This window comes from Arenicella chitinivorans (assembly GCF_014651515.1).
Classification (GTDB): Bacteria; Pseudomonadota; Gammaproteobacteria; order Arenicellales; family Arenicellaceae; genus Arenicella; species Arenicella chitinivorans.
The window spans coordinates 751,082-777,328 of record NZ_BMXA01000002.1 but is presented as its reverse complement, the minus strand read 5'-3'; the positions used below and the strand labels follow the sequence as shown (position 1 = coordinate 777,328).

Genomic DNA, 26,247 nt, shown 5'->3' with positions numbered 1-26,247 from the left:
CCTAGCTGTCCAACCGGCCTAACCGGTAGCCTAACGCTGCACCTTGTGAAACAGATCCAATGTTTCAGTGCTTCGTAGCCCACACGCCAGTTTCTGTGAGTTAACAACTCGGCAAAATTCGACATCTGCATCGAACTTCATGCCTTTGAGAACATCATAGCGTGTCGACGCGCGATAGCCTCGCCGTATGCCACACTCCGCACGTTGTGACGTGATCAACAGCTCGCCCTCGTTGTCGGCAAATGTGAAAGCTTGCTTACAAAGCAACCCGCGTGACTTTCTGGAACTCCCAACAACACTTTCTGAGTAGAATAAAAAGCGCCCTCGTGAATCCCTATCGCCAACAAAGCAAATTTGCAAATATGATCGGTTCTTTTCGTTTACCTGCCCCAAGTAGCAATCTGACGCAAGGTAAGGCTGCGGGCGATTGGCACAGGCCGAAGCACTGACAATCAACCCCACGATAACCACGATCCGGCTGATCATATTAATTCGGTGCACTCCTTAGGCAGTGACTAACTCCTTCAATCGGCTTTACCCATCAACTCAGTGAGTTTTTTCATCAAGTCAGGATCGCTAAATACCTTTGTGTAACCACTCTCCTCCATGCGTTTTTGCGACAATTCAATCACACCACAGGTATCGTTGGCTTGCAGCATCTCCCTGTCTGGAAGCGGTGCGGGCGCATCGAGCAGCGTCTTTAGATCATTGAATTCACGTTGCGCGAAGGCCTCGTATTCATCCAAATACTTTTCTGCGGCCTCCTTTCCAACAATACGCTCGATTTCTCCCAAATAACATGACATCGCGTCACGCATCGGCGCATCCCAAGTTGGGTCTGGCAGCAACTCTGCCAACTCAGGCGCCTGCGCTTCAAACAACGCGCGTGTCTTGTCCGAAATAGTCGTGGTGGCGCTTTCTAATCGATCAAGTTGGGAGTCCGCATACGCATTACACGCAGCCGTGAAAACACAGACCGCTACAGCTACTCGAGTTAGGTGATGTTTCATGTCCTGTCCTTAGTTTTACGTTTTGAGTTGAAAGTTCAAAGATCCGAGTCGCCTAGTTTAAATTGTTTGCTCCCTCGTTTCAAAATAAGGCAATGACGTCTTACCGACAAAAACCATAGACTTGACGAAACGCGACCGCTATCATGACAAGACTTACATTTGTAAGTGTAAACGCAAATATCCCCCCAGTTTGCATTAATAAAAACCACAGAAATGAGGCCAACAATGAAGAATCCTACTCTTCTGACGGCAATCCTGGGGAGCGTTCTGGCGTTTAGCGCCCCCGTGATTACTGCCAACGAGCTGTCCACAACCGAGACCCTGCAATTGCTCGAGCAGGAAAAATCCACCACGAATATCTATCGCGCGTATTACCCATCGCAGGCGCTAGCCCGCAAGGCAAGCATCACCTTTCACGGCCAGCTACTGGAGACCAATTCAGAAGGCGGGTTTCTGGTTCTGCAACTCGACCCTGATGATATTGAGCAGCTAGAGCACTTCGGATTCAAAGTTCAACATGCATCGAGCTACATCAAACGACGCGCACTGGAACTCGAATCTAGCCAACAACGAATGCGAAATTTGCAATCCTTTCGATCGGATCCGCCAGATGCTGGCCGCGCGACCACCGATGTATCGATTCAGGCGATTCCAGGCTACCCATGTTACGAAACAGTCGAGGACACGTTCACAGCTGCGCAAAACTTAGTCAGCACGTATCCGCAGCTGGCAGAATGGATTGATGTCGGCAACTCCTGGGAAAAAACCGTCGGTCTGGGTGGTTATGATATTTGGGTGTTGAAACTAACCAATCAAACCACCGTCGGCGACAAACCGATATTGTTCGCCAACAGTGCAATTCACGCCCGTGAGTACACCACCGCCCCACTTAATCTGGATTTTGCACGCTGGTTACTCGAAGGCTACGGCAATGATGCCGACGCCACATGGATACTGAATCACCACGAAGTCCACCTAATGCTGCAAACCAATCCAGATGGACGAAAATTTGCCGAGTCCGGCTTGTCCTGGCGCAAAAACACCAATCAAAATTTTTGCAGCCCTACCAGCAATAACCGAGGCGTAGACCTCAACCGCAACTTCACGTTTAGCTGGAACAGCACAAATGGCAACGGCTCCAGCGGCAACCAGTGTTCATTAACCTACCGCGGACCACAAGCGGGTTCAGAGCCCGAGATTCAGGCGATAGAAGGGTATATCCGAAGTTTGTGGCCCGATCGCCGCGGCCCGAATCGCAACGATGCGGCCCCCTCTGATACCAGCGGTATTCATATCGACATTCACAGTTACAGCGAGTTGGTACTGTGGCCGTGGGGCGACGTGAATCAAGCTGCACCGAATGGTTCCGCACTGCGGACACTGGGTCGAAAATTTGCTTTCTTTAACGGTTACACACCACAACAATCCATCGGCTTGTACCCGACAGATGGCACCAGTGACAGCGTGAGTTATGGTGAACTTGGGGTCGCTGCCTACACCTTCGAACTAGGCACGAGCTTTTTTCAGGCATGCAACACGTACGAGAACACCATCTTACCTGACAATCTTCCTGCGCTAATATACGCGGCCAAGGTCGTGCGTACACCGTACTTAACGCCCTCTGGTCCCGACAGCATCAACCTCGGACTCAGCAATAATGCGGCTAACGGCGGCGTGCTAGCAGGTACCCCGGTGGTGCTCACGGCGACCGCCACGGACACCCGGTTTAACAACAGTAACGGCAGCGAGAGCACACAAGCAATTAACGCTGCCGAGTATTATATTGATCTCGCCCCATGGGAAGCCGGTGCATCGGCCATCACATTGAGCGCAAGCGACGGTAACTTCAACCAAACAACCGAGAGCATTTCCGGCACCATCAACACCAGCGGTTTGAGCAACGGGCAACACATTGTGTACGTGCGCAGCCGCGATTCCGCTGGCAACTGGGGCGCCGTATCTGCCATCTTTCTAAACATCACCGATACCCCACCGCCAAGTTGTAGTTATGAGGACAACTTCACAGCGTCGACCGGCTGGTCAAACTCACCAAGCGCCACCTGCAGCACGGGCACCTTCATTCGCGGCAACCCGAATCAAATCACCAACGGCGGCGTGGTAACACAAGTCGGTGGTGATGCTGGCGCGGATGGCTTTGCATTATTCACTGCCAGTAACTCATCTGCCGGCGTAAACGACGTGGACGGCGGTGTGTGCATTGCTACCTCACCGTCGATTGCGGTCAGCGACGCATCCACCCTGTCATTCGACTGGTTCCATGGCCAGCGCGATACCGGTGACGACAGCTCTGGCGACTACTTTCGGATTGAGTACTCAACCGATGGCGGCAGCAACTTCAACTCGATCGTGAACATCGGCGACAGTCGCACTCAGGCACAATGGGCAACGGCCTCCGCCACCATTCCAGCAGGTTCAAATGTGGTACTCAGAATCAGTGCCAGCGACGGACCGAGTGCTGGCGACTTGGTAGAAGGCGGAATCGACTCTGTCTCAATTTGTCCTGACTAACACAGTAGATCGCTGAGGTCTGGTTCACGGATTGAGCCAGACCTATTTTAGAAGGATTTATGCAGCAAGCGCATTCCAAACGAGCTATAAACTGCGCTGAGATACCCCACTCGGCACGACCGTTTTTTGACGATACCAGCAACATTATAGTCGAGACCAATTATCAGCAGCGTCCTGCACTGGCGACTCATGCTTCCAAAATACCTCTTTGTTAATACAGGCTTGGACCGCACGGATCAAGCGCGGCTACCCGCTGTCTTTGGCAGTGCATGTACAACGCGCTACCGCCGCACGGCAATTTTTTAACCTTATCTAAGAAAATCTTAAACCAAAGAAAATATTACATGTAACACCATTGACAGATTTACATGTAATATATATTCTATTTACATGAAGAGAAAAACATCAGCAGACTATCAGCGAGAATACCGCAAAAGATTGCGAGAACAGGGCCTGGTTAAAAAAGAAGTCTGGATACTTCCAGAGAATGGCACTCAGCTAAACAAGGTTGAGAAAATGCTTCGCTATTCTCAGCTGAACGGCAGCACAGGATTAGACATAGGAGAACAAAAAAACATGAACAATAGCGTCGCACACCGCTGGACAACAGAAAGCCTTTTTACCGCCTTAAAAGATCGCCCCACATTCAGCAACGGCAGCTGCTCAATTGAGATCATTGATGGCATCGACTCGTCAATAGTAATCGCCATGCACGAATACGGAGATCTACCAATTTTCATCACAGCAGGTGGCGATCAGATACTGGCTGAGGCGGTTCTGTTCTCGGCCGACGATGTCAAAGACACCGCCAAATTCAACGAGTATGTGTTAAAGACACACAAGTATTTACCGCTCTCGACAATTAGCCTTGACCACGATGAAACACATGGTGACTACTACCACATGTTCGGCGCACTCAGCGCCACATCCAGCATTAATGACGTCGTGCACGAGATTGAAGTCCTTGCGGAAAACGTTATCCAAGCAACTGAAGCATTCAGAGCATTCTTAAAAATTTAACCTGCCAGGACGGCACTGAACTGACAACCATAGATCGGAGTCCACAATGAATATTTGGTCCAAAATGATAACTGCCCTTCGAGGTGGTGTGAACGAAGCTGGTGAAGCAATTGTCGACGCGCAAGCGCTACGAATTCTTGACCAGGAGATTAGAGATGCATCAGAGGAGCTGAACAAGTCCAAGGACGGACTGGCATCGCTTATTGCTCAGCAAAAGCTAGCTGAGGAGCGCGCATCATCGTTAAAAGCCGATATTAAGAAGCACGAAGGTTTTATTGAAAGCGCGCTCGAAAAAGGTGATGAGTCGTTGGCCGTCGAAATTGCAGAGCGTGTCGCCAATTTCGAAGATCGTCTCGAAGCGGAATCTGAAGCAGGCAAGCAATATAAGTCTCAAGCAGACGCCTTGAGAGACTCGATGAAAAATGCAGAACACCAGATTAAACAACTGAAACAGCAGACCGAGACTATCAAGGCAACAGAGGCCGTTCAGCGCGCGCAACGCGTGGTCGCAGAACGCCATAATGGTAGCAATTCCAAGCTTCGCACTGCACTCGATTCACTTGAGCGAATTCAGGAGAAGCAAAAACTGAATGCAGCGAAAATGAGCGCTGCGGCAGAAATGGCAGAAGAATCATCGAATTCATCGCTGGATCAAAAACTTCGCGACGCAGGTATCACCAGCGAGAATTCAGCGGATCAAGTACTGCAGCGCATCAAAGCTAAACAAAAGAAAAAGTAGTCATTCAGTTTGAAAATACCAGCCATGAATTGGCACGCCATTGATATAGTCTAGTGCCAAGCTCCCCGGGGTTTTCAGAAATGTGTTAAAACACCGACGAAAACCCCAATCCTGCGAAACTGGAGGATAGATGTTCGCGATATTTTTACATGAAAGCATGGACCCGTTTCATCAAACGGTGACTTCTTTCCCAACTGTGATATACACCTTTTTGTTGATCATCTGCCTACTCTACTGGATCGTGGCTGTATTGGGCATGGTCGATCTCGACATTTTGGATCTCGACTACGATGGCGATGTTGACGCTGCCGACTCAGCACAAGCACAAACGGGCATTGCCGGACTCTTGCTTAAGTTTGGTCTAGGTGGTGTTCCTCTCACCATCACACTCAGCATTATCTCACTGATTGGATGGATACTTTGCTACTACTCAAGCTATTTCGCGGGGCAGATTGTTCCAACCAAGCTACTAAATTTCATTGCTTGCATCGCCATTTTTTTTATTGCCACTTACCTCTCGGTTCTGACCACCGCACAGGTAATCAAGCCGATTAGAAAGCTGTTCGCCAAACTCGACATTGATGAAACTAAACATATTATCGGACAACAGGCCGTGGTGCGCTCTTCGGTGGTGAACCAACAACGTGGTGAAGCCTATATGAGCGATGGAGGTGCTGGCATCTTGCTCAATGTACGCGCAACCGGTGATGAGGAATTTCAAAAAGGCGATGAGGTCGTTGTGATTGAAAAACTAAGCAATACCAACTTATATCGCGTCATCGCCAAATCTGAATTTAATGGTGAGTAACTCACTAAACACTCAAATCAACTAACAAAGGGAATACGTCATGGCAGACCTCACCGTCTACTCGCCACTTCTGATCGGGGTTGGCATCTTTATTGTCTTTATTCTTGGCATGCTCATGCTTATCAAGAAGTTTTACATCAAAGTGGAACAAGGCACCGCGCTTATTATCAATACACTCCGCGCCAAGCCCAAGGTGACTTTCACCGGCGGCATGGTTTTACCCATCATCCATATGAGGGAGTTGATGAAAATCTCCCTCATCACCCTCGAGGTGGATCGTCGCGGCAAAGACGGCTTGATTTGTAAAGATAATATGCGCGCCGATATCACGGTTGCCTTCTATCTACGCGTCAATGAGACTGAAGAAGACGTTTTACGCGTCGCCAAAAGCGTCGGCACACAACGCGCCTCTGATACCAATGCGGTATACGACTTATTCGCTGCTAAATTTTCCGAAGCGCTTAAGACAGTGGGCAAGAAAGTCGACTTTGAGGAGCTATTTGAAGACCGACAACGCTTTCGTGACGCCATCGTAGACGCCATTGGAAGCGACCTCAACGGCTACTCTCTCGAAGACGTGGCGATTGACTACCTTGAACAAACCCCAAAATCAGCACTCGATCCACACAATATTTTGGATTCACAGGGCATCAAGAAAATTACTGAACTCACTGCCACCCAAAACATTCAAACCAATATCTTCGAGAAAGACGAAGAATTGGCTATTACTAAGAAAAATGTAGAGGCTCGTGAAGCCATGCTGGAACTTGAGCGCCAACAAGCAGATGCCGAGGCCAAACAAGCACGGGAAGTGGCGACAGTCATCGCCCGAGAGGAAGCTGAAACTCTGAAGATTCAAGAAGAAGAACGACTCAAAGCAGAAACCGCCTCTATCGAAGTCGCGCGCGATCTAGCAATTCAAACCGAGAACCAACAGCGTGAAATTGAAATAGCCAATGAAAATCGCCAGCGCGCGGTTGCGATCGAAGTCGAAAAAGTCGACCGCACCAAACGCATGGAGCGGGTCCACAGTGACCGCGAAGTCGAGCTGACCCGCATCGAAGCCGACAAAGACGTTGAACGTGAGAAGAAAGCCATCGCCGATATTATTCGCGAACGCGTCGCGGTTGATAAGACCGTTGCAATCGAGGAAGAGAAGATCAACGAAGTACGCGAAGTTTCTGAGGCTGATCGCGCCAAGCAAGTTCAAGTGAAAGCCGCTGAAGCGCTAGCCGAAGAAGAAAAGGTGCGAGAAGTGAAAGCAGCTGAAGCAGCCGAGACTGCTGCCAAACACAAATCGGTAGAGATCACTACGCTCGCCAGCGCCAATCTGGAAGCCGCAGATAAAGACGCCAATGCTAAAATCCGACTGGCAGAAGGCATTAAGGCACAGGAAGCCGCCCAAGGTCTAGCGCAGGCCGAGGTTATTCGTGCTACGGGCGATTCAGAAGCCGAAGTGATTCGCAAGAAAGGCGAGTCCGAAGCCGCTGCCAAATTACAAGTGGGCACCTCAGAAGCCGAAGTCACACTGCGACAATTTAAAGCCGAGGCCGAAGGTTTGACCGACAAGTTCACCGCCATGAATGCAATGAGCGAGGACGCGCGATCTCATGAAGAGTTCCGCATGACGCTTGAAACCGCGCTCAAAGAAACATTGGCCTCTATAGAAGCCGGTAAACTGATATCGCAAGAGAATGCTGAAGTGCTAGCCACGGCCTTGCGCGAAGCAAAAATCGACATCGTCGGTGGTGAAGAGCACTTCTTCGACACCTTCGCCAAGTCACTATCGATGGGCAAAGCGATCGACGGCCTCACTAATAAGAGCGATACCATCCAAAACCTATTGGGGCAACTCTCTCAGTTTATGCCCAAACCTGACGAAGTTCAGTAGTTATCTGATGATGGAGCGCCGAAGCCAGCTTCACAGGCTTCGGCGACTGCCCGCGACCAACCTGAAGGAGAAATGTTAATGAACAACTCAACTGATTCCGCTCGCGACCATGTTGAAATGGCATTAAAGGCGGCTGAAGCATTTGCCAATGACGGCAAACTTGATGCCAGAGAACTTACAGCGATTATTGATATCGCAGAACGTGATAGCGTGATTGACCAGGAAGAAATTCGTGTACTGCGAAACATTATCGCGCGGCTTGAACCGGCTGAAGTCACGCCTGCGCTACGCGCCAAACTGGCTGAACTATTCGACAAAGTAAACAATCAAGGCTAACCGCAAAGGGATTCAAGCATGCCGCAGACCGATACACAAGTTGTCGACAATGCCGTCGCACAAGCCGGTGCGTACGACATAATTCGCAAGCGTCTAACCGAACAAGGTCACACGCTTAGCACGCTGACACAAACTCTGAATAACGAACGCTTATCCGAGTTCGGCGGCGTTCAGTTCAACGCCATTGGACGCACACGCATCCGCACTGAGAATAACTGCATCGCACGAGACATCGTTCAGGTCGGCGACCAGCTATTGTTCGGCTACAACGTATTTATCGGACTTAAAAAGGACACGCGTGTAAATGATGTCTTCGCGCTGTTTACGTTTGATCGCCAGGCAGATCAACTGGAACTGGTTGAAAGCGACATCACCCAGTCCTTTTTGTTCGAAGCGCGCTTTAAAAGCGATTTTGAAGAACTTTATCGTTATTACAAAGAGGCACGATTAGTTCAGCTGATCAATAAAAATGGCAAGCTTCTGGCTGGCTTCCAAGTTGGGGAACGCGAGAACGACCTGCGAGTTTTCAGGTGGTCTATCTCACCTGACGGCAAACAGCTAGACTACATCGACAATCGCGGCGAGCGAGACATACAGCTACCGAATCAATACGACTTTGAGTGGATCGAAACCAATCGCGATCACTTTGTGCACGGCAAACATCCGCACGTCAACATTGCTGACACAGTTTTCGTCGAAACCATTGGTGGCGACTTAACGATCAAAATCGAGAACAATACAGAAGACGGTCTCGGGATATATTCCGAGCCGGTAGACGAACCCAACCAATCTCTCGACGATGGCCAAATCAATTATGCGCTGGTAGGACATTTGGTCCTGCTAGCGATTACGCCGTACAAAGAAACGACAACCCGCTACTTGGTGTATAACACCTTAACTGAAAATGTCGACCGCATCGACGCCATTGGTGACTCCTGCATTCAACTGCCAGAGGACCACGGCATTATCTTCCCAGGTGGCTACTATCTGGAAACGGGGGACACCAAGTCGTTTCCTGGCGACATTGATGGGTTGCGATTCAAGCGGGTCATTCGCTCACCGAATGGCGAAGACGTGCTGTTCGTATTCTACGAAGACGTGGCGGGCAAGGTCGCCCTATTCAGTTACAACTTAATCACCAAGTCCCTACAAAACCCAATCTTTAGCAACGGCTATGCGCTGTACGATGATGGAACCTTAATCGTCTTCTCTGCGGAACAGGAGCCAACACGAGTTCACCCCATGCAGGTTTGGCAAACTTCGTACATCAGTGACGAGTACGCGAGCCAACAACCCGAGAGCACCAGCGAACTGGGGCGCATTGGCAACTCGGAGCTGGTGCGTGGAATTTCAGACTTATATTCCATCAACCAGCTAATTCAGAGCGATGAAGTCTCGATGCGTCATTACGAAGAACTCAATGCCGTAAGCAAGAAAATCTTTGACCAACACTATTGGCTGGACGACACACGCCATTCAGACATCGCAAAAAATTTGCGCCAGATTGCAGAGACTGCAGAACTGGTAATCGATGAATTCGAAAAAGTCCAAAGCATTCAGAAGCAGTCATCTCAGGCGCTTAAAGAGGCCAAAGCACAACAGCGCTCATTACTCACACGCATCGCCACAACGACATGGGAAACCGCGTCACAGTTTATTAGCGCGATCGCGGACATTCGCAAACAACGTGGTCACATCGCGACCATTCGCGAGTACCGATACATTAATCAGGATGACCTCGCGCAAATGGATGCTGAACTGGTTGAGGCAGAACAGACATTGGGAGCCAGCACTGTTGATTTTCTTGGCCGTGAATCAGCACTGACCACCTACACGGAACGCACCACTGAATTTGCAGCGGCAATCGAAAACGCAGAGACAAACGCGGATATCCGCCCGGTCCTCACCGACATCGATGACACTACCGCGCAACTGGACTTGTTATCTGAACTGGTCACTACACTCAAGATTGACGATACGACACTACGAACCCGAATTGTCGATGGAATTTCAGAAGTTTACGCCAATTTAAATCAAACTAAGGCCAAAGGTTCGCAAAAACAGAAAGGTCTGGGTTCGGAAGAAGCCACCGCCCAGTTTTCAGCCCAGTTTAAACTGTTCTCACAAAGTATTACCAATGCGTTGGGCATTGCTGACACACCGGAAAGATGTGACGAACAACTTGCCAAATTACTGGTGCAACTCGAGGACCTCGAAAGCCAATTCAGTGGTTTTGAACAATTCTTAGCGGACATTTTAGAAAAGCGCGAAGCGCTGTACGATGCCTTCGAAGCTCACAAACAAAGCCTAATGGAGGCTAGACAACGTCGCGCTCAAACTTTGGCCGACTCCGCAGCGCGCATACTCACAAGCATCGAAAAACGATCGCTCAGATTGACCGAGATTGATGAGCTCAATACCTATTTCGCGTCGGATGCGCTGGTACTCAAATCGACAGAAATCGTGGGACAACTGCGTGAATTGGATGCCGACGTCGCTGCTGACGATATCGCGTCTCGATTTAAGGGGTTGAAAGAACAAGCAATCCGAACATTGCGCGATAAAACAGATATTTTTGAAGATGGCGGCAAAGTCATCAAACTGGGCCCTAAGCATAGATTCAGTGTCAATCAACAAGAACTCGATCTGACCATCATTCCTAAGGAAGACCGCCTTACATTCCATCTTATCGGGACCGACTACTACGAACCCGTCGCAGATGAGCGCTTGCACCAAAGCCAACAATTTTGGGCGATGTCTCAGGAATCCGAAACCAACACAGTCTACCGCGCAGAATATCTGAGCTATCTAATTCTCGAAACTGCACAAAGTGGCAATGGCGAGTTATCAATGCAGCAACTCCTAGTGGACGCCCAAGACTTAGGGGCACTTACTAAAATCGCAAGAGACTTCTCAACGCCATTGTATAAACATGGCTATCAGAAAGGGATTCATGACCACGATGCTGCGCGCATTTTACACGCCATACTTCCTGCGATCGATGCAGCGGGGACCTTGATATACGAACCGGAAGCGCGCGGTATTGCGCAACTATTTTGGGCATCAGTCGCTCAGATTCACCCTGATGACGGTGAAACAAAAAGACAAAATTGGCAGCAAAGAGCACAATCGGCGGCGCGCTTACACCACCTATTTAATGACAATTCTGCCCTTGCACAACTGTCCGCTGAGCTTGCTGGAGAAATCGATTCGTTCTTAGCATCACACCCAATCAAGTTGACGCAAACCAGCACCAACCGAGTCAGTGCATACCTAGTTGATGAACTCGCACTTGGAAACAAGGGATTTGCTCAGAGTCAGCACGCCAAGTCGTTGATCGACGACTGCCAGCATGTACTTGATTCCGATTCACGGCACGCACTCGAAGAATCATTACAAACCCTTGCAACTGAACCAGCCCAGCAATGGGCGCTCGCGAAGCATTGGCTTGAGGCTGTTGCGCGCAATCAAGGCGACAAAACGACACTTCGGTTTGTACCGGAAGCAGCTGCCAACTTAGTCGCAAAACTGGAGCTGCGTCCATGTTCCGAAAAACTACAACTTCAGGTCGACGACCTACTCGGAGACCATACGCGCATTGACGGGCAGTCACTTAAATTCAGTATCGATGAGTACATGCAACGATTGGCGCACCATCACCAACACGTGGTACCTGAATATTTGGCGTATCTTGAATCACGTAGCGCGCTGATGAAGCGCGAGCGAGCGAGACTGAAACTGAACTCATTCAAAGCTAAACCCCTTAGCTCGTTCGTGCGCAACCGTCTCGTGAATGAGTCTTACTTGCCTATTATTGGCGACAATCTGGCCAAGCAGATGGGGGCGGTCGGCGACAGCAAACGCACCGACTTGATGGGCTTACTGATGATGATTTCACCGCCCGGATACGGCAAAACCACTCTGATGGAATATGTCGCAAACCGTCTGGGTTTAATCTTCATGAAAATCAACTGCCCTGCGCTTGGACATGATGTTACGTCACTTGATCCAGAGCAGGCCCCTAACTCTACCGCCCGTCAAGAGTTAGAGAAAATAAACCTCGCTTTCGAGATGGGTAACAACGTTATGTTGTACCTTGATGACATCCAGCATACCCATCCTGAGTTTCTGCAAAAATACATTTCACTATGTGATGGAACACGCCGAATCGAAGGCGTGTGGCGCGGCGAAACCAAAACCTACGACATGCGGGGTAAAAAGTTCTGTGTGGTTATGGCTGGTAACCCTTACACCGAATCCGGTGAAGTATTTAAGGTTCCAGACATGCTTGCAAATCGTGCTGACATATACAACTTAGGGGACATCTTAGGCGGCATGGAAGCACAGTTTGCATTGAGTTATATCGAAAATGCATTGACATCAAATCCAGTTTTAGCCCCACTTGCCACGCGTGATATGAACGATCTGTATAAGCTTGTGGGCATTGCTCAGGGACAAAATATTGCCACCACCGAGCTGAGTCACCAATACAGCGCAGCTGAAATAAATGAAATCACCAACGTGCTGCAAAAATTATTCGTAATCCAAGAACTCATTTTAAAAGTCAATCAGCAGTACATTAAGTCGGCCGCCCAAGCCGATCGTTATCGCACAGAACCGCCTTTCAAACTCCAAGGTAGTTATCGAAACATGAATAAGATGGCAGAGAAGGTGTCTGCCGTAATGAACGACGCCGAAATACTACAGCTAATGGAAGATCACTATCAAGGCGAAGCACAACTGTTAACCAACGGCACTGAGGAAAACCTGCTTAAACTGGCCGAGTTACGCGGCAATATGACCGAAGATCAAGCGCGCCGCTGGGAGCAAATTAAAGAGGACTTTCGTCGGACCAAATCTCTGGGTGGCGACGATGCCGACGCAGGTACTCGTATCGCGAATCAGGTGATGGATCTGGTTAAAGGCGTGGGCTTGTTAAAAACTTCGTTGGAAACCTCTTCCCAGTCTCATTTGGAAGCACAAGCGGCACAACAGACGACACTCATCTCGAGCTTGTCCAAGCAACAAGGCAAAGAAACCAAGGAACGGCTATCGGCACTTATTCACTCGATGGATCAAATTGGCAAATCATTGCGCGAACAACCTTCGCCGGTGGTCGAAGTCGTCAATACACCATCGCCCAAAATCGTCAGCACTTTGGATGCTCTCGCCAGCGCCATGGAAAACAGCATTCAACCATTAATTCTGAGCATGGAGAAAAAAATGGACATCGATCTGCGTACCCTAGAACGAATCCAGGAGTTGACCAGCAAAATCGAAGTCGCGCGCAAACATGCTTCGGAAACAACACGTAGACGAGAAAGTGGCAAGAAGAATGAGGGCTAGGCTAGGCATGCATACCACCATCGAACCACGAGGGCTGCAATCAACAAAATGCCAGTTGTGCATACTAAAGGACGAATCACGGACCTTAGATTACGCGACTAATAGTTGGTATAAAACTCGTTTTATACCCTCAAATCAACTCAAGTAGACTCATCGCGCAGGCCTGAATATTTAAACTACAATTGAGCGAGAGTACGATCATCTCTGATTATACTCACACCGGACTAACTGCATTGGTTACTGTCCTTTTTGGGAAAGCCTTCGCCAATAGCCTGAGCCCGTGCGGCTAGCTCATAGGCCTCGCTCGCGGTCACCTTGATTTTTTGGCCCTGCACTAACGGCACCATTGCGCTCAAAAGTTCATCGATCGCGGACTTGTGATTACGTATCGGTGCTCGTTGTGACTCACAAAAAGTCACATTTTTAGGGTCGAGCTTTACCGAAAGATCAATAAGCGAATAAGCTTGCTCGAGTAGGTCAATGTCAACTATGACGCCTTCACTAGAGACCGCGGTAGCCATTTTATCGCCCGCCTCGCGAATCAATGCGGAGGAAGCCAACATAAACTCATGTCGAGATGGAAAAAAAGCCACTATTGCTGAGTAAAGCCGGCTCTGTAAATCGAATATATTCTGTCTAGCCTTTTGCTGCACGTCACGCTTTGAACGATCCTGATTGAGTAAGTCCTGTAGCTGTTGCTCCTGAGTGAGCCCGAGCAAGAGGTCGTGGATCATAAACGTTTGTTTTACTTCATGCATTTTCGCTTCGATTACCGGCGCAATGGCGGCACTGGAGGCACGAACCTGATCATCTATAGCGGCCGCCACATGCGCTATCTGTTTTTGCATTTGCTCAGGAGCCGGTGTCGTTCGAGGTCGAAAACCCTCGGCCCGACGCCGATACACAGTGGTAGCTGCCAGTATTTGACCGAAACGAACAAACAGCTCGGTTCGATCACTTTTTGGATCGCCATCACTTATATAGCCGCTGGGAACACCATTCCATGCTGACGTGTTTGTGATCGAGGTGGTCGACTGCATTTCAGCTAGCTGACCGGATAAAACACCGGCGTCTGACTCATTCGACTCAGCTCCGCACCCAGCAATTAAAGTCGCCATCGTGAGCAAAACAATATTAACGATTTTCATAGGTCTTTCCAGGTTATAAACAAAATGCAAGAACATGATTGTTAACCGCCTTCACGACAAAACACGCATCCTCAGCCGGCGCTTCATACGCGCCAATGTCGCACTCATCACCTAAGGGACGTTCCACGCCGCGCTGATCTGCACGATAATCACCCAGGCTAAGTGCTAATTCAGCTCCGCTTCCACGACAGCCGGTATGATAGTAGATAACAGCAAAGGGAAAGCCGACACTAACTTTGAACGGCAAGCCCGCATCAATTGCCGGGCTATTGGCAGCCAGCGCGTGCGTCATGGTGTTACCCCCATTATCTTGCAGTGGCCCAATGATCGATCTCAGCGCAGTACTGTGGTAGTCACTGGTGAGCAACTGATTGTCGTTGCCAACAAAGAGCGGGCTGTTAGTGGCATCACCATAGCTGAGCGCATTGGTTCCCAAAATATTATGGGACAAATCCATTAATTGCGCGTCACCAGGACTGATAAACACAACTTCAGCACCTTCTGCTGCCGAGTTCCCCGCGATAATCGTGTTTCGAATTATGACGGAATTCCCTTGACTTTGCCCGGTCACGAACGGGGTAAACAGCGTGATACCACCACCAATTGACAGCGCTGTGTTCTCAGTGATCGTAGAATTAAAAATCGAGAGTTGTGCATTCGGCGCAGCACCAAGCGAAACACCTGCGCCTTCTGTCGCCGAATTGCCTGAAACGGTCGAATCCAATATGGTTACACTACTATTCGCAGCAAGGCCGATCGCACCGCCACTCTGTCCGGCGGAATTGCCTTGTAATAGGCTATTGCGGATCACGGCGTCACCACTTTGAACCCAAATGGCACCACCGTAGCTTGCGGCACTCCCGGTGATTTCGACATTAGTCATTGATAGTTCACCCGCCACGCGAATAGTGCCGCCGTCAAACCCACCGCTTTGCCTCCAATCCTGCAATGATAAATTTTCCAGCTGTAAGTCGCCATTGTAAGCGACGGTAAACAAACGTATCGAATCCGCACTGAGTGTCCTGGCGATCTCTAACAATCTGTCGCCAGGACCGACTATGCGAATCTCCGACTCGATTTCGGGCGTTGCTGAACTGCCTCGACTAGGGTGGCTATACGCCATTGCTGATAGTTCATAACGGCTAAAAAAAGGCGAAAATAGAATGGTGTCGAGCCCATCAGTGCCCGCCGCACAACCGCCAACCGCTGAGTCCGTGTTCGCGGAGTTAATTGCATCCACTAAATCACAACCGGGCGCACCGGGCAGTGCGACCACATGAATCGTTGCAGCTAACGTGTTCGAGGTAGTTACCAGCAGACCTAGCGTAAGCGACACGGCGATAAGCAGACCGTGCATTAATGACAAGTTACGCTGGGCAGTAATATATTGACCGGTGGTATTCATTCGTCTCTCCCGATCAATCAGGCCGACGCATCACCCAGTTTTGGGTGTCCACTTTGCTGTTGCATGCATGGATAGTCACCAAGTCATCTTCGCCACGGTTTTTGTTACCGCCAATATCAAGACACTTTCGGGTATGCAGATTGATAACGTTGAAGTCGTTATCTACCCGCCACAGCTGATCCCAATGGTCCGAGCAATTCACGATGCTGACGATGCCGCCATTGTAGTTTTCACTTGCACTTTTAACATTCAAGCACGTGTTTGTGAGTGGCTGCCTGATCCGTAAATAACGCCCTTTGATCTCAAAAGACCAGACTTGGAACGGTTTTTTATAGTCACACTCGCTTACCCGTGCTTCTTGGTAGACTTTTTTGGGGCCGGCGGTCAAACATAAACGCCCCTGTTTGCCATTCGCCAGTTTAGATGGAAACTTATGCGTTTGAAGCCTTGCGAGCGCATTGACGGAGTATTGTCCATTCCCATCTTCGATCTTTAAGGTCAGCGTTAATGGCGCATGGCTTTGGCCATGTAAGTAATCCGTAAACTGCCCTTCAATTTTAAGCCCTTGCGTATTCAACAAGTTCACCTCGTCACCGTCGATGACGCTGCTAACAATTGCATCAATATTGCTAATCGTGAAACGCCCGGCACTATCCGTTCTGGTGGCGTAGCTCTTTAGTGAATACAGTCGGGAATCTTTAACCGACACATCTCGCGCAAAGATGGTTGGTCGCACAATGGTAAAATCCTCGAACTGTAAAGAGATATTGCGCAAAATAACGTCACACTCGAAGCCATTACTGCAGTTGAAACGGTCGTAGTCAATCGACCCTTCTGCTGTGGTATTAGCGTAGCGCCACGCGGCAAATTTTGCGCCAACTCTAATTTCTGAGTCGACCAGCACGGAACGAGAATTAGTGATTGAGTTAACACCCAACAATTGGCCTGTATCATCATTCAATAGCGTGACATCATCCGCCGCACCAATTACGAGCATATCTGTGCGGCCGACAACGTCGCCATCGCCCTCGTCCGTCCAGCCTGATAACTGGCAAGTCTCTGACTCGATCGCACTCGACTCTCTGGCCTCGAAATATGGATCACCTCGGTACCCTGGGTACATCATCTCGAAGTTTTCCCTGTTGGTGCGCACAAGCACTTCACACGCCGCTGGAAGCAACTCGGTATTGGGCGGCCCGTTGCTACATACTTTTTGAGTTTCGAGTAACTCCGCAGAATTTGGACCCATCTCTGGATCTCTGTAATCAAGCAATACAAAGCACTCAACTTCGTAAACTTGACCTTGAATATCCGCTGGCCCTATGCCTGTGTGATCTACAGAGCACGCACTGATTAGCGTGCATAACGCGAGTATTGATACTAACTTTAACTGTGAAGTAGGGTACATTTTGATTGTCTTCGTTAAGGGGTAAATTTAGGCCGCTAAAACCACGACATAAACGATAATGCGACACCTTACGTGACAAACCGAACCGTAAACAACTGGCCAAATAGCCATGCCTATCTAATTCGTGCGATTCTCAGGAAGTTAGTGGCCGGCTTTATTCCCCTTGTACGCGAACCGATACTTTCAACTGTGGCAGGATCAATCTAACACTGTCGCTTCAGCTGAGTTCCAGCCAAATATCACTGCCAAGAGACAAACCATGACAACGTTAAAAAAGCAAACCACGGCTAAAATTGAAGCTGGGCGCCAAGCCAACCCTGAGTTCATGAAAAAAGTCGATGATATTATCGATCAAGCGAAACGCTTCCAACAAGGCAGTAACGCTATTGAGGTTGGTGCAAAGGCACCAGAATTTGTGCTGCCTGACCAACAGAATAAGTCGACCATATTGGTCGATATGCTAGCCAAGGGGCCAGTGGTCGTCACTTTTTATCGAGGTAGTTGGTGTCCTTATTGCAACCTGCAACTAAGAGCCTTGCAAGCACGGACAGCCGACATTCAGGCGCTAGGGGCCGAGCTCATTGCGATCAGTCCGCAAGTGCCAGACGGATCAATGACGCAAGACGAAATAAGCGCGATGAATTTCATCGTATTGTCTGATCAAGATGCCATCGTCGCCGCACAGTATGGCGTTGCCTGGCGTGTTCCCGACTTTCTACTTGAACACATGCGGGTAGACCGTCAGCTCGACCTCGAACAACTCAATAATGGGAATGCCCATGTATTGCCAATCCCGGCCACCTTTGTCATAAACCGTGATGGCACGATCACTTGGCGTTACGTTGACGTGGATTATCGAACACGCTCAGAGCCGGATGATATTATTGAGGCACTACGCGCTTTAGCTTAAGACGGTTGCTCTTGGCAACACGTCGAGATACCGGCAGCATGTAGTTTGGCCTCGGTTTATTTGCTACAGTGACTCTAATTATCCGTAGCATGTCAAAAGCAACGCACACCTTACAGCGGTAAAGACACGCACTATCGGACAACCCGTCGACCTTGATCAGGAGTTAAAAAGAATGCGTTATATGAGTTTGATCTGTGTTTTCTTACTGGGCCTAAACGGCGCATCGGCATCAGACCCATCGTTTTCAAAGGGCCCGGTGTTTTTAAACTACGGAAGCACCATCACCATCGAAGGTGGCTTGGCGACCCCTCAAGAAGAACACTTTAAAGTTGTGTTCGACGTGGCAAAAAGCGCTGAGAACAATGTCGTGAACCGCCAATTTGATAGCATTGCTCGTTTTATAAACATGCACGTCCGAGCCGGCGTGCCACGCGAGCACATAGCCGTTGCGCTCGTGGTGCATGGAAAAGCATCGTTCGACGTTCTTCAAAGTGACGCTTATCAAGCCAAGTTTGATCACAATAATGCCAGCGCTGAGTTGGTTTCTGAACTGCTGGCTAACGACGTAGCAATATTTTTATGTGGTCAATCGGCGAGCTATTTAGGCATCGATCGCACGCAATTAATTGACGGCGTTCAGATGTCACTGTCTGCGATGACGGCCAATGCATTACTGCAACAACAGGGCTACACACTCAACCCGTTTTGACCTGCCACATTCAACACTGCGTGGGAACACACCATGCCCAAAAGGCAGAGCACTAAATAATGAACCCCCTTTCTCATCTCAGTTTGATTCCGATCTAAGGATTCTTCGCTCCGCTCAGAATGACGGATCTTGTGGCTGCTCTTGCTTGATGGAATAGATATTGACAGAGACTAGTTTAATCTAACCCAAGCTGTCGTTAGCCGAGGCCTGATTGAATGGAACTCTGGGCTCATCTTCTCCTTATTTATAGCGCTATAAAGGTTCCAACTTACTTGAGTCTGATACATTAAACTAGTCCCCCTTTTAACTACGATAAGACGACTTCACGTTGACACTTAATTCCCAAACGTGGTTCCTTGTATCAAGTAGCCGCTAAACGAGACGTTAACCGAGGCCCCTGTCGTCGAGACATCACCGTTATATGCCAACATACTCTCACCGCCGTGCAGTACCAGATAGGGCGTTGACATACTCATATGGTTTAGTCGTCCCAGTTGAAACCTTAGCCTGTGAGACGGCTGCGCAGGAAAAACCCCGCCACCATCGCGCCCGTAGCTGATACTCGCAGTTCTGTCGCTTTCGAACAGCGCATTACCAACCACGAACATGTCAGTTATCATCAGCATATGCCCCTGCGGCACCGGGATCACGGGTTGCCTAGTATCTGAACGATAACAAGTCACGTTGTCCGATTCAGACGCGTTTTTTGATAAGACGACTTCTCGACAGTAAACCGGAATCGCGCCCACACCCGTCGGACTTGAATCAAACAACGGAACGACAACAACCTTATTCTGAGCACTGGCCATTGTTGACAACATGAGCATGCAAATAGTGGTGAAACAGTTAACAAATTGCCGCATTTGATGAGACCCTCAAATTATTGACTTTCATTAGGCATCTAGGGTATCACTCGCCTGCCTCAAGCTGTTATCACTAACATGAATAAATAAAACACCTCATCAAATGCCTGCAAATCGGCCGAGACTGAATTGATGGCGACTGTGTAAAAGAGCATCCCAACAGAGAGCCCTGCAGAATACTCACCGCAAAGGGGCTGTGTGCGAACTGAGAGAGTTTTCGCCACAACCTCCAGAAATGGAGACAATGTACCAACCACCATCGAAGTTGCGCAGCGTTATCCCCATAAATCAGGATATACGGCGTACGATTACATAGCGCTAAAGATCAGGTATAAGTATCTACCTGCCATCATCACTGTCGTCATCCGCTAAGTACAGTGCGATCAGAAAAATAGAGACAAACAGCAGACCGGATAGCGTACTGGATTTGACCAAGCTGTCTGCCCAAGGAATGACATCGCGGATGGCGGACTGCGACAAGGCGTTTCTAAGCACACTACCAATCCAGAAAACTGCACTGATCAGGAAGGCAAATAGTAGCCTGGAACGCCAAGCCAATGCGGTAATCCGAGTCATGGTATCGCTAAGTTCAAGTTAAAGATCACTTTAACACACTGCCAAGATCACACATAAAAACTCACCACACGACACTTAGCCGCGCGGTGAGAATGGCCATACAGTTCGACTAGTGCTCGACCGCTTTCTGAAACACCAGCTCATCGTCTTTGACACCGATATGCACGACATCACCGGGTCCGAATTCTCCGCCCAGTAGGCGTTGTGCCAGCGGATTTTCGATTAGCGTTTGAATACTGCGCTTAAGTGGTCGCGCGCCGTAGACCGGATCAAACCCGGCTTGCCCGACTAGGTCGAGTGCGGCGTCTGAGATATCCAGTTTGACGTTTTGCTGGGCCAAGCGGCTGCGCAAAATGTCGACCTGAATCGTCGAGATGGCACGCACGTGGGCCTGATCCAAGCTGTGAAATACCACGATGTCGTCTACTCGGTTGATGAACTCGGGGCGGAAATGCGCGCGGACGCTTTCCATCACCTCGGCTTTCATCGACTCGTAGTCGCCATCGTGTTCGTGCACACGTTGAGAACCAAGATTGGACGTCATCACAATGACGCAGTTTTTGAAATCAACTGTGCGGCCTTGTCCATCCGTTAAACGTCCGTCATCCAGCACTTGCAGCAGAATATTGAACACATCAGGATGCGCTTTTTCGACTTCGTCCAACAGGATCACAGAGTACGGTTTGCGCCGCACCGCTTCGGTCAAATAGCCGCCCTCCTCATAGCCAACGTAGCCTGGCGGTGCGCCGATCAGCCTTGCCACGGAGTGCTTCTCCATAAATTCCGACATATCGATACGTACCATGGCGTCATCGGTGTCAAACATGAACTCAGCCAGCGCCTTGGTCAGTTCTGTTTTACCGACCCCAGTGGGGCCTAAGAACAGGAATGATCCAGACGGTCGATTCGGGTCAGACAGGCCTGCACGGGAACGACGCAGCGCATCCGCCACAGCCGTGATGGCTTGATCCTGACCAATAACACGCTGATGTAGCTTGTTTTCAATCGTCAGCAGCTTCTCACGTTCGCCTTGCAGCATCTTCGCCACCGGAATACCGGTCCAACTGGCGACCACCTCGGCGATTTCCTCATCAGTCACATTGCTGCGCAGAAGCTGGTTGGGCTTACCGTTGTTTTCGTTACTTTGTGCCTTAGCAAGCTGCGCTTCCAATTCCGGGATCACCGCATACTGCAACTCCGACATCTTGGCCAAGTTACCGGCACGCTGTGCGACGTCCATCTCCAGTCGAGCGGCTTCTAGCTCTTCCTTAATGTGCTGCGCACCATGCACGGCGGATTTCTCAGCCATCCAAATTTCGTTCAACTCGCCGAACTCTTTTTCCAGCTCATCGATTTCGGCCTGCAAATCCTTCAAACGTTTTTTCGAGGCCTCGTCGCTTTCTTTGCTCAGTGCTTCACGCTCGATCTTGCGACGAATGATTTGCCGTTCGAGTTTATCCATTGCTTCCGGTTTGGAGTCAATTTCCATACGAATGCGACTCGCCGCCTCATCGATCAAATCAATGGCCTTGTCTGGTAAGTTACGGTCGGTGATGTAACGATGCGACAACGTTGCTGCCGACACAATGGCCGGATCGGTGATGTCGACACCGTGATGGACTTCGTATTTTTCCTTCAATCCACGCAGAATCGCAATGGTGTCTTCCACCGATGGCTCGTCCACCACGATCTTCTGGAATCGACGTTCCAGCGCTGCGTCTTTTTCAATGTATTGGCGATATTCGTCTAAGGTGGTCGCGCCGACGCAGTGCAATTCACCGCGAGCGAGGGCTGGCTTAAGCATGTTACCGGCGTCCATTGCGCCTTCGGCCTTACCGGCACCAACCATGGTGTGCAATTCATCAATAAACAGAATGACCTGGCCTTCCTGTTTGGACAAGTCCTTAAGCACCGCCTTTAAGCGCTCTTCGAACTCACCACGAAACTTCGCGCCAGCGATCAGGGCACCCAAATCCAAAGCCAGCAAACGCTTGTTTTTGATCCCTTCAGGCACCTCGCCATTGATAATCCGTTGCGCCAGGCCTTCAACGATCGCGGTTTTACCAACCCCGGGCTCACCAATCAGTACCGGATTGTTTTTGGTACGACGTTGCAATACCTGAATTGTGCGACGAATCTCGTCATCACGTCCGATCACCGGGTCCAATTTGCCGCGCTCAGCGCGCTCAGTCATGTCAATGGTGTATTTTTCCAGCGCTTGCAGTGTGTCTTCCGCATTGGCGTCGTCAACGTTGGCACCACCGCGGACGTCGTTCACGGCTTTCTCTAGCGCTTCTTTGGTGGCACCAGCTTCGCGCAGCAGCACGCCGGCTTTGTCTTTGTCGCGAATCAGTGCGAGCAAAAACAAATCACTGGAGATAAACGAGTCACCTCGCTCCTGAGCCAGCTTATCGGCGACATTGATGATGCGCGCTGTTTGCTGAGACAAATGTACCTCACCAGCCTGCCCTTGTACTTGTGGCAGATCAGCCAAGGCTTTATTCAATAAATCACTCAGGGCACGATCTTGCACACCGACGCGCGCCAACAACGGTCGAACACTGCCGCCATCTTGCTGAAACATCGCCGCCAGCACGTGGACCGGCTCGATGAATTGGTGGTCTTTCCCCACCGCCAGACTTTGCGCGTCAGCCAACGCAAGCTGGAACTTTGAAGTTAGTTTATCCATTCTCATGGGACACCTCGATTAGGTAAAATTTTTCTACCATTAATTTGGGGGGGATTCGTTGAAAAACAAGCTGCGCCATTTTTTCTTGCAGTCGGTTTCTGTTATTCTGACAAGGTAAAAGTCACCTATTTCTGCAACGAGGCCTCCTTCATGTCACACCCTCTTCCGGACCGAAAAGTTATCAAACGATTGGTCAAATACGCGCTCCAAGAGGACATCGGCAGCGGTGATTTGACTGCGCGTCTTACGCCGAAGAAAAGCGAGATTGATGGCAAAATCATTACCCGTGAGCTGGGCGTCGTGTGCGGCACCGCCTGGGTTGATGAAGTGTTTCGAAAGGTTGGCAAACGCCATAAAACCAAAATCGAAATCGACTGGAAAGTACAAGACGGTGATCAAGTCGAACCGAATCAAACTTTGTGCCGGTTCGAAGGCTTCGCGCACCCTATTTTGTCTGGCGAACGCACCGCATTGAATATCCTGCAAACCTTGTCTGGAACGGCAACCATTACGCGTCAATACGCGGACGCCATCGCGCACACTAAAGCGCGACTATTGGATACGCGCAAAACGCTGCCAATGATGCGAGAAGCACAAAAATACGCCGTGCTCTGCGGCGGCGGTGTCAATCACCGAATGGGGTTGTACGATGGCATTATCATCAAAGAGAACCACCTGCGCAGTGGTAAAAGCCTGGAGCGCATCGTTGCCGATGCCATCGCTTCAATGCCTTCAGGCACGCTGGTGGAGCTTGAAGTCGAAACCATAGAAGAGCTGGAACGCGGACTGCACGCTGGTGCTAAACGCATTATGCTGGACGACTTCACCTTGGACGACATGCGTGAAGCTGTGGCATTGACTGGCGATCAGGCTGACCTGGAAGCCTCAGGCGGGGTCACACTGGATACGATCGCCAAGATTGCAGAGACTGGCGTGGATTACATCTCCTCGGGCTCGATCACCAAACACGTCCGCGCATTAGATTTGTCTATGTTATTTGATTACCGTTGAGGTATTCAGGTACTCACTTTAGCGTTGTCGCCGTGCGACTCCGAACACTGCACGGCTTGATTCTGTTGTTGTTCTGCGGACTGCTCACCGCATGCGGTCCATCACAACCCGACAGCATCATTTATCCCGCTAAACGCATCGTGACGATGGACGCCTCACGATCTGAAGCTACGGCGGTACTGGTAGAAGACGGCCTGATCACTGGAGTTGGCTCGGTTGCCGACTTACGCGCAGTAAAACCACAGGCACAACTTGACGACAGTTTTGCGCAACACATAATTTACCCTGGGTTCATCGACCCGCATGTCCACATGCTATTGGGCGCGTTGATTTATTCACGCCCATTTACCCCACCCTGGGATATGCAGACGCCACAGGGTATCGTGAAAGGCCTGGCAGACAAATCAGCGCTACTGGCCCGTCTTAAGGAGCTCGACGCCCAGTTAAGCAATAAAAACACACCTCTCATCACGTATGGCTACCATAACTTGATTCACGGTGAGATAACGCGTCATGACCTGGACACCGTATCGTCCCAACGCCCCATCCTGCTCTGGCACTATTCCGCACATGACTTCTACCTCAATTCCGCCGCGCTGGAATGGGCTAAGGTAGATGCGAACCTGAGCGCACGCTATGTCGGTGTGGAGCTGGACTCGAATGGCGAACTCACGGGCCGGCTTTACGAGGACGCACCAAAATACCTGTTTGAGAAACTCGCGTTCCAACTACTCACACCCGGCAATGTTCGTCGTGGATTTAATGGTTTTGAGCGGCTGCTGGCCGATGGTGGTGTGACCACCGTAGCGGAGCTGGGTTATGGCTTGTTTGGGCGTCGGCTTGAAGATCTTTACTATCTGCTTGAGTACACTGACGACGATCCGTACCGTCTCTACCTGGTGCCGGAATTTCGTGCCTTTCAACAAGTCTACGGGGATGACACGGTGACCGCAGTTGCGGCACTCGCTGAAGAAGAACCCGACCGTGGAAAACCACAGGTGTTGCGACAAATAAAATTTTTCACAGACGGTGCGTTTTACTCTCAGACCATGCGCCTCGATCCTCCTGGTTACCTAGCAGCGAACACAGAACACCAGCTCGGACTCTGGGTGACACCGGAACCCATGTTGGCGGAGGAGATTCAACCCTTTTGGGATGCCGGTTTTGGGATCCGAATTCATTCCAATGGCGACGCTGCGCAAACCGCTACCCTGAATGCGATGACCTCGGTACGCGCAAATAACCCCTCTGTCTCAAACCGGTTTGTGATTGAACACGCAGGGTTGGTGTTGCCGACACAAATTGAACGCCTTCAAACGCTCGATGGCGGTGTGTCGGCAGCAAGCCATTACGTTTATTACATGGGGGACAGCTATCAAACCGCCTTGGGCGAGCGTACCACCCATATTACCCCTTTGGCGTCACTCAAACGCAGTGGGATACCAACCACACTGCATTCCGATGCCCCGCTTGCACCGCCTTCTCCTTTGCGGGCAGCCGCCGTACATACCACGCGTGAAACGCGTGCAGGACACATCTCGAACGCATCAGAAGCATTGACGCCCTACGCGGCATTACAAGCAATCACGATTGATGCAGCGTGGGCATTGGGCAAAGAAGCCGAAATCGGCTCAATCGAGATCGGTAAACGGGCGGATTTCACTATCTTGGGCGAAGACCCGCTGCAACGTAACGCAAAAGAATGGAGTGAAATTGAAGTCTGGGGCGTGGTGATTGATGGAATCAAGTATCCACGCGCCACAAACCTGAGTACGGAGTAGACATCGACAATCGCATAAAAAAAGCCCGCAGGGTAGACACCATGCGGGCTTTTTAAAATTATGCGAGA

Annotated in this window: 19 protein-coding genes; 11 read left to right on the top strand and 8 right to left on the bottom strand. The window is 50.0% G+C overall.

Annotated elements, in window-relative coordinates; genetic code table 11:
* Positions 1-30: 30 nt before the first annotated feature.
* Together IE055_RS08685 and IE055_RS08680 are read right to left on the bottom strand one after the other, a co-directional pair.
* Positions 31-486, bottom strand: a complete 456-nt coding sequence (locus IE055_RS08685) for a hypothetical protein (RefSeq protein WP_189399840.1) — start codon at positions 484-486, stop codon at positions 31-33.
* A 38-nt stretch (positions 487-524) separates the two neighbouring features.
* A complete protein-coding gene (locus tag IE055_RS08680; RefSeq protein ID WP_189399839.1) occupies positions 525-1,010 on the bottom strand; it encodes a hypothetical protein in 486 nt (161 codons plus the stop codon).
* Positions 1,011-1,235: 225 nt separating this feature from the next.
* On the opposite strand from IE055_RS08680, the gene IE055_RS08675 reads away from it, so the two are divergent.
* The 7 genes from IE055_RS08675 to IE055_RS08645 all read left to right on the top strand — a co-directional run bounded on the left by IE055_RS08675 (position 1,236) and on the right by IE055_RS08645 (position 13,679).
* Positions 1,236-3,539 (top strand): M14 family metallopeptidase, encoded by a 2,304-nt coding sequence (locus IE055_RS08675; protein ID WP_189399838.1) that lies wholly within the window; start codon positions 1,236-1,238, stop codon positions 3,537-3,539.
* 390 nt (positions 3,540-3,929) lie between these two features.
* Positions 3,930-4,559, top strand: coding sequence for a YjfI family protein (locus IE055_RS08670; protein WP_189399836.1), 630 nt, complete (start codon positions 3,930-3,932; stop codon positions 4,557-4,559).
* 46 nt (positions 4,560-4,605) lie between these two features.
* Positions 4,606-5,298, top strand: a complete 693-nt coding sequence (locus IE055_RS08665) for a PspA/IM30 family protein (protein WP_189399834.1) — start codon at positions 4,606-4,608, stop codon at positions 5,296-5,298.
* Between the two features lie 130 nt (positions 5,299-5,428).
* Positions 5,429-6,106 carry an OB-fold-containig protein gene (locus IE055_RS08660; protein WP_189399832.1) on the top strand — a complete coding sequence of 226 codons (678 nt, stop codon included), beginning with the start codon at positions 5,429-5,431 and terminating at the stop codon, positions 6,104-6,106.
* 40 nt (positions 6,107-6,146) lie between these two features.
* Complete coding sequence (locus IE055_RS08655) at positions 6,147-7,997, top strand: flotillin family protein (protein WP_189399830.1); 1,851 nt, start codon at positions 6,147-6,149, stop codon at positions 7,995-7,997.
* A 78-nt stretch (positions 7,998-8,075) separates the two neighbouring features.
* Positions 8,076-8,333 carry a hypothetical protein gene (locus IE055_RS08650; protein WP_229794208.1) on the top strand — a complete coding sequence of 86 codons (258 nt, stop codon included), beginning with the start codon at positions 8,076-8,078 and terminating at the stop codon, positions 8,331-8,333.
* A gap of 18 nt (positions 8,334-8,351) precedes the next feature.
* Complete coding sequence (locus tag IE055_RS08645) at positions 8,352-13,679, top strand: DNA repair ATPase (RefSeq protein ID WP_189399828.1); 5,328 nt, start codon at positions 8,352-8,354, stop codon at positions 13,677-13,679.
* A 224-nt stretch (positions 13,680-13,903) separates the two neighbouring features.
* Here the strand turns inward: IE055_RS08645 and IE055_RS08640 are convergent, their stop codons facing one another.
* Genes IE055_RS08640 through IE055_RS08630 form a run of 3 tightly spaced genes read right to left on the bottom strand, consistent with a single transcriptional unit; the run spans position 13,904 to position 17,481 of the window.
* Positions 13,904-14,827 carry a hypothetical protein gene (locus tag IE055_RS08640; RefSeq protein WP_189399826.1) on the bottom strand — a complete coding sequence of 308 codons (924 nt, stop codon included), beginning with the start codon at positions 14,825-14,827 and terminating at the stop codon, positions 13,904-13,906.
* A gap of 13 nt (positions 14,828-14,840) precedes the next feature.
* On the bottom strand, positions 14,841-16,232 hold the full coding sequence (locus IE055_RS08635) for a choice-of-anchor Q domain-containing protein (protein WP_189399824.1): 1,392 nt from the start codon (positions 16,230-16,232) through the stop codon (positions 14,841-14,843).
* A 13-nt stretch (positions 16,233-16,245) separates the two neighbouring features.
* On the bottom strand, positions 16,246-17,481 hold the full coding sequence (locus IE055_RS08630; protein WP_189399822.1) for an RICIN domain-containing protein: 1,236 nt from the start codon (positions 17,479-17,481) through the stop codon (positions 16,246-16,248).
* 418 nt (positions 17,482-17,899) lie between these two features.
* On the opposite strand from IE055_RS08630, the gene IE055_RS08625 reads away from it, so the two are divergent.
* Entirely contained in the window at positions 17,900-18,550 is a 651-nt protein-coding gene (locus IE055_RS08625) for a peroxiredoxin-like family protein (RefSeq protein WP_189399820.1), read from the top strand.
* Between the two features lie 172 nt (positions 18,551-18,722).
* Complete coding sequence (locus IE055_RS08620) at positions 18,723-19,259, top strand: DsrE family protein (RefSeq protein WP_189399818.1); 537 nt, start codon at positions 18,723-18,725, stop codon at positions 19,257-19,259.
* A 335-nt stretch (positions 19,260-19,594) separates the two neighbouring features.
* On the opposite strand, the gene IE055_RS08615 is transcribed toward IE055_RS08620, so the two are convergent.
* From IE055_RS08615 to clpB, 3 genes are all read right to left on the bottom strand, one after another.
* Positions 19,595-20,080, bottom strand: a complete 486-nt coding sequence (locus tag IE055_RS08615) for a hypothetical protein (protein ID WP_189399816.1) — start codon at positions 20,078-20,080, stop codon at positions 19,595-19,597.
* Between the two features lie 381 nt (positions 20,081-20,461).
* Complete coding sequence (locus IE055_RS08610) at positions 20,462-20,698, bottom strand: hypothetical protein (RefSeq protein ID WP_189399814.1); 237 nt, start codon at positions 20,696-20,698, stop codon at positions 20,462-20,464.
* A gap of 109 nt (positions 20,699-20,807) precedes the next feature.
* A complete protein-coding gene (gene clpB, locus IE055_RS08605; RefSeq protein ID WP_189400326.1) occupies positions 20,808-23,387 on the bottom strand; it encodes an ATP-dependent chaperone ClpB in 2,580 nt (859 codons plus the stop codon).
* Positions 23,388-23,537: 150 nt separating this feature from the next.
* Between clpB and nadC the strand changes: the two genes are divergently transcribed.
* Both nadC and IE055_RS08595 read left to right on the top strand, forming a co-directional pair.
* Positions 23,538-24,398 (top strand): carboxylating nicotinate-nucleotide diphosphorylase, encoded by an 861-nt coding sequence (gene nadC / locus IE055_RS08600; protein ID WP_189399812.1) that lies wholly within the window; start codon positions 23,538-23,540, stop codon positions 24,396-24,398.
* A gap of 32 nt (positions 24,399-24,430) precedes the next feature.
* Positions 24,431-26,179 (top strand): amidohydrolase, encoded by a 1,749-nt coding sequence (locus tag IE055_RS08595; protein ID WP_189399810.1) that lies wholly within the window; start codon positions 24,431-24,433, stop codon positions 26,177-26,179.
* Positions 26,180-26,247 lie beyond the last annotated feature (68 nt).

Bases quoted from the DNA above. Each gene is read 5' to 3' on its own strand.
- IE055_RS08655 (WP_189399830.1), top strand. From the start codon at position 6,147: ATGGCAGACCTCACCGTCTACTCGCCACTTCTGATCGGGGTTGGCATC.
- IE055_RS08680 (WP_189399839.1), bottom strand. From the start codon at position 1,010: ATGAAACATCACCTAACTCGAGTAGCTGTAGCGGTCTGTGTTTTCACG.
- IE055_RS08660 (WP_189399832.1), top strand. From the start codon at position 5,429: ATGTTCGCGATATTTTTACATGAAAGCATGGACCCGTTTCATCAAACG.
- IE055_RS08670 (WP_189399836.1), top strand. From the start codon at position 3,930: ATGAAGAGAAAAACATCAGCAGACTATCAGCGAGAATACCGCAAAAGA.
- IE055_RS08625 (WP_189399820.1), top strand. From the start codon at position 17,900: ATGACAACGTTAAAAAAGCAAACCACGGCTAAAATTGAAGCTGGGCGC.
- IE055_RS08685 (WP_189399840.1), bottom strand. From the start codon at position 486: ATGATCAGCCGGATCGTGGTTATCGTGGGGTTGATTGTCAGTGCTTCG.
- IE055_RS08630 (WP_189399822.1), bottom strand. From the start codon at position 17,481: ATGGGTCCAAATTCTGCGGAGTTACTCGAAACTCAAAAAGTATGTAGC.
- IE055_RS08650 (WP_229794208.1), top strand. From the start codon at position 8,076: ATGAACAACTCAACTGATTCCGCTCGCGACCATGTTGAAATGGCATTA.
- IE055_RS08665 (WP_189399834.1), top strand. From the start codon at position 4,606: ATGAATATTTGGTCCAAAATGATAACTGCCCTTCGAGGTGGTGTGAAC.
- IE055_RS08640 (WP_189399826.1), bottom strand. From the start codon at position 14,827: ATGAAAATCGTTAATATTGTTTTGCTCACGATGGCGACTTTAATTGCT.
- nadC (WP_189399812.1), top strand. From the start codon at position 23,538: ATGTCACACCCTCTTCCGGACCGAAAAGTTATCAAACGATTGGTCAAA.
- IE055_RS08610 (WP_189399814.1), bottom strand. From the start codon at position 20,698: ATGACTCGGATTACCGCATTGGCTTGGCGTTCCAGGCTACTATTTGCC.
- IE055_RS08645 (WP_189399828.1), top strand. From the start codon at position 8,352: ATGCCGCAGACCGATACACAAGTTGTCGACAATGCCGTCGCACAAGCC.
- IE055_RS08675 (WP_189399838.1), top strand. From the start codon at position 1,236: ATGAAGAATCCTACTCTTCTGACGGCAATCCTGGGGAGCGTTCTGGCG.
- clpB (WP_189400326.1), bottom strand. From the start codon at position 23,387: ATGGATAAACTAACTTCAAAGTTCCAGCTTGCGTTGGCTGACGCGCAA.
- IE055_RS08615 (WP_189399816.1), bottom strand. From the start codon at position 20,080: ATGTTGTCAACAATGGCCAGTGCTCAGAATAAGGTTGTTGTCGTTCCG.
- IE055_RS08635 (WP_189399824.1), bottom strand. From the start codon at position 16,232: ATGAATACCACCGGTCAATATATTACTGCCCAGCGTAACTTGTCATTA.
- IE055_RS08620 (WP_189399818.1), top strand. From the start codon at position 18,723: ATGCGTTATATGAGTTTGATCTGTGTTTTCTTACTGGGCCTAAACGGC.